The sequence below is a fragment of the Plantactinospora sp. BB1 genome, assembly GCF_003030385.1.
In the GTDB taxonomy this organism is placed as follows: Bacteria; Actinomycetota; Actinomycetes; order Mycobacteriales; family Micromonosporaceae; genus Plantactinospora.
The window spans coordinates 3,582,215-3,594,298 of the sequence record NZ_CP028159.1; the positions used below are offsets into that span (position 1 = coordinate 3,582,215).

Genomic DNA, 12,084 nt, shown 5'->3' on the forward strand with positions numbered 1-12,084 from the left:
ACCGAGCACGGAAAGCGGCCCCGCCCGATCCTGACCGGGATCGGACGGGGCCGTTGCCTGCTCCCCGCGGCTACCTGCCGAACGCCTGGAACTCGGCGATCCGAACCTGGCTGCGGGCCGGGCTGGAGGTGCCGCAGTCGGTGCTGGTCGCCGGGTCGTTGTCCTGCTCACCGGCGTACTCCGGGCCGCCGGTGCACTGGCTGTGCAGCACCTGGATCCGCAGGTGCGTGGCGACGGTGCGCGGGATGTCGAAGGTACGCAGGTTGAGGTCCCGCGAGTACGCCCGGTACTTCCCGCCCGGGAACGCGTCCGGCCGGCTGGTGTACACCTTCCGGTAGTTGGCGTCCACGGTGCAGTCGACCCGGCTGGCGTCGCAGGCGAGTACGGCGAAGGAGCGCAGTGCCGACAGGGCGTTCTGGCTGCCCGGGTCGGCCGGGTCGGCGGCGTTGGTCGGCCGCAGGTAGGCGCTGACGTTCACCCTGCGTACCGTCTGCGGCCGGTCCCCGGCGAGGTCGACGGTGACCTGCCGGCCGGCGACCCCGTCCAGGGAGGCCCAGTTGGTCGCCTCGGTGTCGTCGACCAGCTTGTCGGCATTGACCCCGTCCCCGGCCACGGTCGCGCCGGAGGCGGCCGAGGCGAGGTTGCGGTCCAGCTCCAGTTCCAGGGTGACCGGCCGGTCGCCGTGCCGGCCCCACCCGGACCTGAACTCCCGGCTGAACCGGCTTTGCCCGAAGCCCGGTGCGACGGCCAGGAACGAGAACTTCGTGCCGGCGATCACCTCGAAGGTGTCCGGCAGCGGGGTGGCCGGGTCGGTGTCCGCGACCGGGACGGCCCGGGCCTCGTACGCGCCGAGGTAGAGCCGGATCGGTGCACCCGTGCTCTCGCCGTCGGCCTTGAGCCGCACGGTGACGTTGCGGGCGTGCGGTGAGGCGAAGCTCGGGGTCGGGTCGGTGTCGGCGGAGCCGTTGGTGGCGGCGTCCCGACCCATCCCGGAGACGGCGAAGGCGTCCCAGATGATGTCCTGGTTGGCCCCGCCGAACCGGAGCTGGTCCGCGGCGAGCAGGTTGTCCCGCATGTCCAGCATGCTGACCGAGCTGGCCGCCTGGAGCAGGTACGAGTCGAAGACGAGCTGCGTCCAGCGCCGGTTGCCGGGGCACTTCTCCACCGCCACCCGACCGATCGCGCAGTCGAGCTGCTTTGCCGGCGTGCCCTGGCCGTACCGCCTGAGCAGGGCGGCGCGGACCCGGAAGTTGGTGGCGCTCCAGATCTCGCCGTCGGCGTGCACCGCCGGGCCGGCCGTGTTGTAGCCGACGTCGGAGTAGTTCAGCGGGCTGCGGCTGAAGTCGTGGTTGCGGATGCCGCTGACGGTGTTGCCGGTGACGTAGCCGCCGGTGATGAAGGGCGTCTCGCCCGGTGCCCGCAGGTTGTGCTGGAAGAGGTACTCCGAGCCCATCAGGTCACCCCAGGACTCGCCCATCGCACCGCCCTGGTGGCCGCTGATGCCGCTGTTCGGGCCGGCGATCATCCGGTTGGTGACCGCGTGCATGTACTCGTGCCCGATCACCGTCATGTCGTAGTCGCCGTCCACGCAGGGCGGGTACGGGCCACCGGCGGCGGGCTGCCACAGGTACATGTTGGTGGTCGGCGGGAGGCCGTCGCGCGGGCTGTTCTGGTTGGCGTTGTTCCGGTTGCCGCTGCGGGCGCCCTGCTGGGCGCGGCCCTGCTCGGCGTCGCCGCCGAGGCCGTCGGCGGTGAGGTTGACCGCCTGGAGGTTCCAGGCCGCCTCGTCGAAGCCGAGCCGGTAGGTCCAGTCGTGCATCCGGTTGTGCATGGCGAAGAGGTTCGCGATCGCCGCGTCGGCGTCGTTGCGGTGCGCGGCCGCGAAGACGGCCGGGTCGCACTTCGAGGTCTTCCACGGGTCGGTGAACGGATAGACGTAGTCCCGGGTCGGGCTCTCGGTCAGCGGTACGGCGGGGGTGTCGCCGCCCCAGGAGACCACGGTGTTGGCCGAGTTGCCCCGGGCGGTGTGGGTCGGCTGCCCGGTGGTCAGGTCGACGTCCCAGGCCTGCCCGCTGTTCGGGTCCCGGACCGGCCGCTCGCAGCCGCGTTCCACGGTCAGGCACCAGAGCACCCGGGAGTCCCGGCCCGGACCGGTCCGGCTCGGCGGGGTGGCCGGGAAGACGGCCCACTTCGGGTTGTCGGAGTCGAAGTCGACCAGGTCCTCCCGGACCAGCACGCTGCTCCGCTCGGCGTCGACGAAGGTGGTGAACGCGGTCGGGTGGTCGGTGCGGTCGGAGATCAGGGTGACCTCCCAGGCGGCCCGGGGCGCGGCGTCCGGCATCGGCACGGCGACCTGCCGGATGTCCCGGCTGGCCACCTGGTCGGCGGTGAGGCCGGCGTCGGCGAGCGCGACCGCGTACGCCTGGTCGGCGGTGACGGTGACCGGCTGGGGGGTGCCGGTGTGCCGGGAGAGCGAGGAGCTGACGTTGATCACGTTGCCGCCGGTGACGGCGATGCTGACCAGCCCGTCGTAGCCGGCGGGCAGGTCGCCGAAGCGCTGCCGCAGGGTCACCACGGCACCGGTGCCGATCCGCCGGACCAGCAGCTTCTCCAGGCTGGCCACGGCCGAGGCGTCCAGGCCGAAGAGTTCGCTGTTGCGGGTCAGGTACTGCCGTGCGGCCGTCTCCGGGTCGGCGTCCAGCCCGGTGGCGAGCGGACCGTCGGTGGCGGTCAGCGCGTGCGGGGTGCCCAGCGCGTTCCACCGGACCGCACCGGCGACCTGGTTGGCCAGGCCGCGCTGCCGGGCGTTCGGGGCGGCCGAGCCGGCCCGGTTGTCCAGGTCCCGGTGGGCGTGGCTGCCGCCGTACGACTCGGGGTGCTCTGCCGGTTGGACCTGACCGCCGGGGTCGTGGGCGGGTGTCGCGTTGGCGGTGGTGGCGCCGGGCAGCAGGGCGGCGGCCAGCACGGCCGCCATCAGCGCGGGCAGCCCGCGCCGACCGGTCCAGATTGTTGATCTCCACCGGGCATGTGGCAAGGGGTCCTCCTTGACGAGGTACGACGAGGCCGACCGGTCAGGCCGGCCCACGGTACGAGAGTTGGATCATGGGCAGGTGTAGATACGTGGATATCAGCGCGTGCGGGGGGAAGCAAGGATCGGTCGGGTACCGGGCAGGGGGCTAGGTCCCGTTCGTATAACGGTTCGGCGCGGCCGGTCCGTTTTCCGGCGTTCTCGCAGGTCCGGCCGGTCTTCGTCGCGGCGGTGTCTCTTGACAAGCGGCCCGCGTCACACCTAGCGTCCGGATCTGTTGGATCGTTTCATTGCCGTACCGCACGACCTGCCACCGCAACTACCGCCCCCGCGACCCGGCCCACGTCGAGAGGGAGGATTCACCGCTGCCCGCCCAGGCATCCCTGCGCCCGCTCAGGCAAGCGGTTTCCTGCCCCGACGTACCGCACCACCGCCGCCGGTCGCCCTTGGGAAGGAGAATGTCCATGGTGCACACCCGACGGGTCCGCCGAGCCGCGAGGGCCGCATCCCTCGCCGCGGCGGCCCTGCTCGTCCTGCCGCTGGCCGCCTGTGGTGGTGGTGACGACGCCTCGGACGGCCCGGTCACCCTCGACTTCACCTGGTGGGGCAACGAAGACCGGGCCAAGGTGACCGAGCAGGCCATCGACCTGTTCGAGAAGAAATACCCGAACATCAAGGTGAACACCTCGTTCGGTGCCTTCGACGCGTACTTCCAGAAGCTCTCCACCCAGATCGCCGGTGGCGACGCGCCGGACGTGGTGCAGATGGACCGCGCCTACCTGCGGGAGTACGCCGACCGCAACGCGCTGCGCGACCTCACCGAGTACATCGAGGACGACACCCTGAAGGTCGGCGACATCACCAAGACGCTGCTGCCGGCCGGCAAGGTCGGCGACGCGACGTACGCGATCCCGATCGCCCAGAACACCCAGGGTGTGGTCTACGACCCGGCGCTCTGGCAGAAGGCCGGCGTGGCCGCGCCGACCCCCGAGTGGACCTGGGCGGACATGCAGGCCGCCGGGCAGAAGCTGAGCCAGTCCAGCGGCGGCAAGGTGGCCGGCTTCGGCGACTTCGGCTTCGCCATCGACTGGTTCGACATCTGGCTGCGCCAGCGGGACAAGGCCATCTACACCGACGACGGCAAGCTCGGCTTCACCGAGGCGGAGCTGACCGAGTTCTGGACGATGACCGGCCAGATGCGCTCGGTCGGCGCGCTGGCGCCTCCGGCGCTGACCACCCAGCTCGACGGCTCGATCACGAACTCCTCGCTGATCAAGAAGGGTGTCACCGCCGAGGTCAACTACGACTCCGGCTTCACCGGCATGGTCAGCGCGTACGGCGCGCCGCTGGCTATCGCGCCGATGCCGAGCGACACCCCGAAGCGGGGGATGATCGCGGCGATGTCCATGGCCTACAGCGTGGCGCAGCGCAGCGAGCACCCGAAGGAGGCGGCCATGCTGGTCGACTTCCTGGTCAACGACGTCGAGGCCGGCAAGGTGCTGGCGGTCTCCCGGGGCATGCCGGCCAATGCCAAGGTCCGGGACGCGATCGCCCCGAGCCTCGCCCCGAACGACAAGATGGTCTACGAGTTCGAGCAGTCGGTCGTCGACAAGCTGCTGCCGACCCCGCCGCCGCAGCCCAAGGGCGGCGGCGCGGTGAAGGCCGAGTTCCAGCGGATCTACGACGAGGTCATCTTCGGCCGGATCCCGGTCGCCGAGGGTGCCAAGCGGGTCATCGACGAGGCCAAGAGCCAACTCGGCTGACGACCCCGCGACAGCCACGAGAGGTGCCCCCGTCCCGGCCGGGACGGGGGCACTTCTCGCATCTCCGGCCACCCCTGGCGGCGGGGGAGCGCGGGGGACCCGGGCCGCCGACCCGGCCATCCGGCCGGCCGCCCGGGCGTCTCCGGTGACCACGGCCCGCCGACCGCTCCCGGGGGTCAGGAAGCGGGCCGCACCGCGAACACGTGCGCCGGGGCCGGCGGCAGCGGGCCGACCGCCAGCACCGGGCCGTCCGGGCCGGCGGTCACCCCCGGCTCCGCCGCCGCCCGGCCGACCACCCGGAGTCGCGCTCCGGGCGGCAACGACAGCCCGGGTACGCCGAACTCGGGCCCCGGGTCGCCGAGCACGATGAGATAGCCGACGTCGTCGCGTCGGGTGAACCGGACCGGTACCCCGCTGCTGGTCACCGCCGCCGGCACGGGCCAGGGCCGGGTGCCGTAGATCGCCTCGCCGTGGTCGGCCAGCCACCGCCCCACCTCGTGCAGCACCCTGCGCTGCGCGGCCGGCACGACGCCCCGGTCGTCCGGGGTGATCCCGAGCAACAGGTTGCCGTTCCGGCTCACCACGTCGGAGAGCAGGTGCACCAGCTCGGTGGCGGAGAGCAGGTGCTCGGCCGTCTCTTGCCGGTTCCAGCCGAACGAGAGCCCGAGCGCCCGGACCGTCTCCCAGGGCTCCGGATCGATCTCCGACCGGATGCCGTACTCCGGGGTGCGCACGTCGGCGCCGTCCCGGGAGAAGCGGTCGTTGACCACCCCGTCCGGTACCGCCGCGTAGTACGCCGCGACCAGCCCGTCGGCGTCACCGGCCGACGGATAGCCGATGTCGTTCCAGAGCACGCTCGGCCGGTACCGGTCGATCAGCTCGCGCCAGTGCGCATCCACGTACCGGGCGTAGCCGGGGGAGTCGGGGACGCTCGCCGCCACGTCGGCCATCCGGCGGATCGGCAGGTTGCCGAAGGTCCAGTCCAGCCCGCCGGAGTAGTAGAGGCCGTAGCGCAGTCCCCGGTCGCGCACCGCCGTGCCGAGTTCGCCGAGCACGTCCCGCCCGGTCTGCCACCCCGGCAGGTGCGGGTTGGGGTGTGCGGAGGGCCAGAGCAGGTAACCGTCGTGGTGCTTGCTGGTCGGTACGACGTACCGGGCGCCGGCCGCCGCGCAGAGGTCGGCCCAGGGCACCGGATCCCAGTCCCGGACCGCCGCGACGAACTCGGTGCGGAAGTCGGCGTACGGCCGGTCGCCGTACACCCGCCGGTGGTACGCCCGGGTCGGGCCGTCCAGCAGGTAGGTGTTCTGGTACCACTCGGCGTAGGAGTGCCGGGCGAGCGGATCGGAACGCCGTACCGCGTCGGCGGAGCCGTCCCGGGTGGAGTCGTCCGGGCTGGAGTCCTCCGGGGCGGTCCGGCCGGCGCCGAGCAGCCGCACCACCTCGTCGTCCAGTGGCGCCCAGCCGGGGACGGAGTAGAGGCCCCAGTGGATCATGATGCCGAACTTGGCGTCCCGGTACCAGGCCGGGGTCTCCCGCTCCGGCCGCACGTCAGTCGATCTCCAGCCGGATCGCGTCGTACGCCGCCTCGTTGCCCAGCTCCGGCGGGGTCCCCTCGTTGATCGCCAGGGTGATCTCGTTGCCGGTCCGGCGCAGCGCGGCCGCGTCGAACCGGAACTCCCGCCGGTAGTGCCGGCCGCCGCAGGCGCTGCGGTAGGTGGCGCCCCGGGCGTCGTCCGGCGCGAAGGTCCAGACCAGCCGCAGGTCGTTCACCCCGATGGTCAGGTTGCTCGGCAGCGGCGGTACGTCCCGGGCGGTGTCCATCGCCCAGGCGGCGAGCGCGACGGTCAGCGTGGCGGTCGCGCCCGGCCGCACCGGGCGGTCGAGGTCGAAACGGATCCGCCACGGCGGCACCGGTTCCCCGTCGACCCGCTGGAACTGGAGATAGTTCCAGTCGTCGTTCCCGCTGCGCCCGACGGTGTAGACCACCCCGTCCGGGAAGTCGGCCTTGAAGAACCGCGCCGTACCCCACTGCCGGAACTCGTCGCCGCGCCGGAACTCCGCCGAGGTGCGGTCCGGGTTGCCGAGCTGGAAGACCGTCCGGCCGTTGCGGGGCGGCTCCCAGCGCAGCTCGCCGAGGTCGATCCGGCCGCCGGCCGGCACCGTCACGTCGTCGCGGACGTACTCGCCCCAGGTGCCGGGCCGGTAGACGGTGAGCCGGTACGTCCCGGGCCGCACGTCGGGCAGCCGGAACACGCCGCCCGGGTTCACCTCCGTCCAGTACGCGTAGCCGAGCGCGGTGCGCTGGAAGTCCAGCCGGTTGTCGGAAAGCATCGCCACCGCGCCCCGCAGGTGCGGCTCGCCGTCGAGTCGGATCCGGCCGTGCACGGTGCAGCGCCGCGCGCTCGGCGTCCAGCCCGGCAGCGCCACCCGGTCGTAGAGGTCCCGGTGGGCGTCGAAGCTGGCGTACCGCAGCGCCTCGGCACGCATCCGGGCCGGGTCGTCGCCCCTGCTCAGGTGGACGAAGTACGGCCCGTACGTCTTCTCCCACGCCTGGCCGGCGGCCACCCGTACCGGTGGCGAACCGTAATGCGTCGCCTGCGGCTCGACCAGCAACACCGGCCGGCTGGTGGTCTGGTGCAGGGTCAGGTCCTGCCGGACCGGCCCGCCGCAGAACGCCTCCCGGTTCGGCTGGACCGCCCAGATCCCGTACCCGTTGCCGTAGAGGCCGTGCACCACGTGATCCTTGAGATAGGTGGCCCAGTCGTACTTGGTGTAGTAGCGCCGGGGATAGGCCGAGCCGAGGCCGGCGAGGTCGTGCGTCGCGTCCATCACCACGGGAGCGGCGGCCAGTTCCGCCGGGGTGGGCATCCGGGCTGCCCCGGCCCGCCACGGCTGCCCGATCGGGTCGTCCTCGACGGAGACGTGGGTGAACAGCTCCGGGTCCAGATAGCAGACGTACCGGTGCTGGTCGGAGCGGAAGCCGTGCAGCTCCGGCGGGTGCTGGAAGACGGTGGCCAGGTGGATGCCGGGCTCACCGGCCCGGACGATGTGGTGCCGCTCCAGCCAGAACGGGCCGCCGTTGGTCGGGCTGTACCGGAAGGCGATGTCGACGAAGTCGTCCCCGCGCCGGATCTCGTACGTGTTCTGCGTCGGCGGCAGCGGCAGCGGATCGCCCTCCATCGCGTTGTTCATGTCGTAGTTGCCTCGGCCGCCGGCGCCGAGCAACTCCTGGCCGTGCAGTCGCAGCGAGGTCAGCCGGCTGGCGCTGGTCTTGCTGACGGCGATCCGGACCGGGCCGTTGTCGACGACGATCTCGGTGTCGGTCTCGACGACCTCGCAGTTCGGCGGCGCCTCGCCCCGGGCCGCGCCGATGGCCGTGCCGCCGGTTCCGGCGCCGACCCCGGCGCCGAGGGCGGTCGCGGCGCTGATCCGATGGAAGTCCCTGCGTGCGAGCACGTCGTCTCCTCCCCGACCAGGAGCATCGGATGTCTGTCCACGATGTCTGGACGCAGGAGCCGACCGGTACGGCGGTTCGTGCCGGCGAGACCCCGTCGCCACCCGTGGTTGAAACGAATCAATCGAGGTACGACGCTATTGCGGTACCGCGACGCCTGTCAAGACAGCTTGCTCAGACATCCGATGTCAAGGGTGTCGGGTGTCGCCGGTGGACCCCGTGGAGTAGAAAGCCGAAGGCGGTGCCCGGACCAGCCGCTTTCTGGTCCGGGCACCGCCGTCTTCGTGCGGGTACGGCTCAGAGGACGCCGTCGGTGAGCAGGTCGGTGGTGCCACCGAGGTCGGCGGCGCCGCCGACCAGCCCGGTCACGCTGCCCAGGGTGCCGTCGACGGCCCCGGTGACCCCGACGCTCCCGGTCAGGTCGGTCACCCCGCCGACGGTGTCGGTGACGCCGTCCAGGCCGACGCTGCCGAGCGTCCCGTCGACGGTGCCGGTGACCCCGCCGACCGTGCCGGTGACGCTGTCCACGGTGCCGTCCAGGTCGGCGACGTTGCCCAGGTCGGCCACGTTGCCGAGGTCGGCGACGTTGCCCAGGTCGGCGACGTTGCCCAGGTCGGTGATGGTGCCGAGGTCGGCCACGTTGCCCAGGTCGGTGATGTTGGTCAGGTCCGTCACGCTGCCCAGGTCGCCGGAGCCGACCAGGCCGGTGGTGCCGGCGACGGTCGAGGTCACGGTGGTCGCGGCGAAGTCGGCGGTGCCGAGCACGCCGTCGACGGTGTCGACCCCACCCGCGGCGCCCAGCACCGTCGAGTCGAGGGTGTCGGCCAGGTCGTGCACGCCGGACAGGTCCACGTTCAGGCCGCTGTCCAGGCCCAGCACCGGCAGGGCGGAGCCGACGCCGACCTCCAGGCCGTTCGGGTCCACGCTGACGGAGCCCAGGCCGGCCACGTTGACGTCGGCGGCGGTGGTGTAGACCCCGGCGGTGAACTGGTTGGCCACGGTCTGCACCTGGCCGACGACGCTGGTCGGGCTGAGGCTGAGCGAGCCGAGGCCCAGGCTCTCCACCGCGCCGAGGTCGGTCAGGCCCTGCAGCGGTACGGTGTCGACGACCAGCGGGATGACGTCCGTGACATCGCCCGGGACCACGTCGCAGAGCCCGACGCTCTCCAGCGTGCCGGTCGGGTCCAGCTCGTACGCCGCACGCAGGTCCACGTCGGTGAGCAGGTTGACCACGAACTCGTGCAGGGTCTGGGTGCTCTCCACGGCGGGAGTCGCCTCGGGGGCGGGGGCCGGGGCGGGGGCCGGAGCCGGAGCGGGGGTCTCCACGGTCGGTGCCGATTCCACGGTGACGATCTCCTCAGAAGGTTTGGGCGGGATGATCTGGGCATGTCGTTCCAGACCTGGCGCCGACGGTACGGCGTTGCCGACGTACCGGACATCGGGGACGATCCCCGGTTCTCGCCCCCACCGGTTAGGTCCGAGACCCCACCCCCGGTTAGGGGCATAGGGGCTGGCGTGGCCGACCGCCCCGACCGCCGGCCCGGTCACCGATCCGGGGAGGTCGTCGGGCCGACGGATCCGGCCAGTTCATCCCGGTCGCCCCCGGCGGAGTCGGGCACCGGCCCGGGCGCCCCGGGGTCGACGGCGGCGCGGCGCGCAGTTGCGGACCGTGCGGCGCGGGCCGCCGACAGGTCCGGCGGAAATTCGTTCCGCACCAGCCGGTGGAGAGTTCCGGACCAGCCGGTGGAGATGGGTGCCGGGGGCGCTACTCCGGACGGTCCGACCCGGACCGGCCCCGGGCCCGATCCAGCCGTCCGGCCAGCCGGCCGAGTTCGTCGGCCAGTTCGGCGGGTTCGAGCACGGTGAACTCGGGGCCGAGCAGGGCGAGGTGCAGCGCCAGGAAGCCGAGCGAGTCCGCTCCGGTGCGCAGCAGGCAACTCTGCTGGTCCACCGCCTCCACCAGCCCGGCGGTCGGCGGGACCCGCTCGGCGACCTCGGCGGCCGGCGCGTGCACCAGCACCCGGGCGCGGTACCGGTACGGCGCCGCACCGACCGAGTCCGCGACGAAGGTCGCCGGGTCGGGCGGGTCGTGCGGCGTGAACCGCGTACCCGTCGAGCGCAGTTCGCCGATCCGGTCCGCCCGGAACGTACGCCAGGCGTCCCGGTCGGTGTCCCGGGCCACCAGATACCAGCGCTGGCCGGTCTGCACCAGCCGGTGCGGCTCGACCCGGCGAATGCTGGCCGTCCCGTCGCGGCTGCGGTAGTCGAAGGTGAGCCGGTGCAGGTTCTGGCACGCCTCGGCGATCACGGTCAGCAGGTCCGGGTCGACGGTGGGCGCCCCGCCGGCCAGCGGGACGGTGGTCAGCCGCAGCGCGGCGGTGCGCTGGCGTAGCCGGGCCGGCAGGATCCGTTCCAGCTTGGTCAGCGCGCGCAGCGAGGTCTCGGCGATCCCGGTCACGCTCTGGCTGGCCGCGGTACGCAGGCTCAGCACGACCGCCACCGCCTCGTCGTCGTCGAGCAGCAGCGGCGGCAGGGTCGACCCCGCGCCGAGCCGGTAGCCACCGGCGACCCCCGGGGTGGCCCGGACCGGATAGCCGAGGTCGCGCAGCCGGGCCATGTCCCGGCGCAGGGTACGCACCGTCACGCCCAGCCGTTCCGCCAGTTCCGGACCAGTCCACTCGGCCCGGGTCTGCAGGATGGCGAGCAGCCGCAGCAGCCGTGCCGAGGTGTCGAGCATTTCCCGAGTCTGTCAGCAAACCAGGAACGATCCTGTCCGCAATTGGGGCTAGCGTGCCAGGCATGGACACCCGCGACGACACGGAGATCGACTGGACCGGGCAACTGCTCGACCAGCTCGACTGGCACTGGCAGCACCAGCTACGACCCCGGCTCGACGGGCTCACCGACGACGAGTACCACTGGGAACCGGTCGACGGCACCTGGGGGGTACGCCCGCGCGACCGGGTCGCCGCCGACACGGCGCACGGCGCCGGCAGCTACGTCATCGAGTACGCGCTGCCGGAGCCGACGCCGCCGCCGGTCACCACGATCGCGTGGCGGCTGGCGCACATCGTCGTCGGAGTCCTCGGACGGCGCAGCGCGGCGCACTTCGGCGGGCCGCCCGTCGACTACGACAGTTTCGACTACGCCGGCACCGCCGCCGGGGCGCTGCGCCAGCTCGACGCGGCGTACGCCACCTGGCGGGACGGGGTACGCGGACTCGACCCGGCGGGGCTGGCCCGGCCGTGCGGCCCGGCCGAGGGCCCGTACGCGGAACTCCCGCTGGCCACACTGGTGCTGCACATCAACCGCGAGACCATCCACCACGGTGCCGAGATCAGTCTGCTCCGTGACCTCTACCGGGCCCGGAGGTGACCGCGATGGCGTACGAGTTCCAGGTGACCCAGGACAGTGCCGACCCGCACGTGCTCGCCGACTGGTGGGCCGAGACGCTCGGCTGGCAGGTGGAGCCCTCCGACGAGGCGTTCATCCGCCGGATGGTCGAGCAGGGGCACGCCACCGAGGACGACACCCGGCTCCACCACGGTGTGCTGGTCTGGAAGGCCGGGGCGGCGATCCGGCACCCCGAGGGGGAGGGGCGGGCGCCCCGGGTGCTGTTCCAGCTCGTTCCGGAGCCGAAGACGGTGAAGAACCGGATGCACCTCGACGTCCGTACCGGTGCCGACGATCTCGCACCGGTGGTCGAGGCGCTGGTGGCGCGCGGCGCGACGTTCCTGCACGACGGGCGGCAGGGCCCCTTCACCTGGGTCACCCTGGCCGACCCGGAGGGAAACGAGTTCTGCGTCTCCCGCTAGCCGTCCGGACTCGCCCGCACCGGA

General features: G+C 72.6%; 8 protein-coding genes. 3 read left to right on the top strand and 5 right to left on the bottom strand.

All coding sequences use genetic code 11. From position 1 onward, the window contains the following. Positions 1 to 70: 70 nt before the first annotated feature. Positions 71 to 3,034 carry a M36 family metallopeptidase gene (locus C6W10_RS15670; protein ID WP_234361767.1) on the bottom strand — a complete coding sequence of 988 codons (2,964 nt, stop codon included), beginning with the start codon at positions 3,032 to 3,034 and terminating at the stop codon, positions 71 to 73. 458 nt (positions 3,035 to 3,492) lie between these two features. Here C6W10_RS15670 and C6W10_RS15675 point away from each other — a divergent pair, with 458 nt between their 5' ends. After that, positions 3,493 to 4,791 carry an ABC transporter substrate-binding protein gene (locus tag C6W10_RS15675; protein ID WP_159079563.1) on the top strand — a complete coding sequence of 433 codons (1,299 nt, stop codon included), beginning with the start codon at positions 3,493 to 3,495 and terminating at the stop codon, positions 4,789 to 4,791. Positions 4,792 to 4,967: 176 nt separating this feature from the next. Here C6W10_RS15675 and C6W10_RS15680 read toward each other — a convergent pair whose 3' ends face one another. From C6W10_RS15680 to C6W10_RS15700, 4 genes are all read right to left on the bottom strand, one after another. After that, a complete protein-coding gene (locus C6W10_RS15680) occupies positions 4,968 to 6,338 on the bottom strand; it encodes an alpha-L-fucosidase (RefSeq protein WP_107258724.1) in 1,371 nt (456 codons plus the stop codon). Position 6,339: 1 nt separating this feature from the next. After that, positions 6,340 to 8,247, bottom strand: coding sequence for a polysaccharide lyase family protein (locus C6W10_RS15685; protein ID WP_107258725.1), 1,908 nt, complete (start codon positions 8,245 to 8,247; stop codon positions 6,340 to 6,342). 295 nt (positions 8,248 to 8,542) lie between these two features. Further along, complete coding sequence (locus tag C6W10_RS15690) at positions 8,543 to 9,589, bottom strand: IniB N-terminal domain-containing protein (protein WP_159104596.1); 1,047 nt, start codon at positions 9,587 to 9,589, stop codon at positions 8,543 to 8,545. Positions 9,590 to 10,010: 421 nt separating this feature from the next. After that, positions 10,011 to 10,982, bottom strand: a complete 972-nt coding sequence (locus C6W10_RS15700; RefSeq protein ID WP_107258728.1) for a YafY family protein — start codon at positions 10,980 to 10,982, stop codon at positions 10,011 to 10,013. Positions 10,983 to 11,044: 62 nt separating this feature from the next. Between C6W10_RS15700 and C6W10_RS15705 the strand changes: the two genes are divergently transcribed. Together C6W10_RS15705 and C6W10_RS15710 are read left to right on the top strand one after the other, a co-directional pair. Continuing rightward, positions 11,045 to 11,620 (top strand): DinB family protein, encoded by a 576-nt coding sequence (locus C6W10_RS15705; protein WP_107258729.1) that lies wholly within the window; start codon positions 11,045 to 11,047, stop codon positions 11,618 to 11,620. Positions 11,621 to 11,625: 5 nt separating this feature from the next. Continuing rightward, entirely contained in the window at positions 11,626 to 12,060 is a 435-nt protein-coding gene (locus tag C6W10_RS15710) for a VOC family protein (RefSeq protein WP_107263973.1), read from the top strand. The last annotated feature ends 24 nt before the right edge of the window (positions 12,061 to 12,084 follow it).

What these genes read in the sequence shown, in the direction of transcription:
- C6W10_RS15675 (WP_159079563.1), top strand. Translation starts at nt 3,493, where the DNA reads ATGGTGCACACCCGACGGGTCCGCCGAGCCGCGAGGGCCGCATCCCTC.
- C6W10_RS15700 (WP_107258728.1), bottom strand. Translation starts at nt 10,982, where the DNA reads ATGCTCGACACCTCGGCACGGCTGCTGCGGCTGCTCGCCATCCTGCAG.
- C6W10_RS15705 (WP_107258729.1), top strand. Translation starts at nt 11,045, where the DNA reads ATGGACACCCGCGACGACACGGAGATCGACTGGACCGGGCAACTGCTC.
- C6W10_RS15710 (WP_107263973.1), top strand. Translation starts at nt 11,626, where the DNA reads ATGGCGTACGAGTTCCAGGTGACCCAGGACAGTGCCGACCCGCACGTG.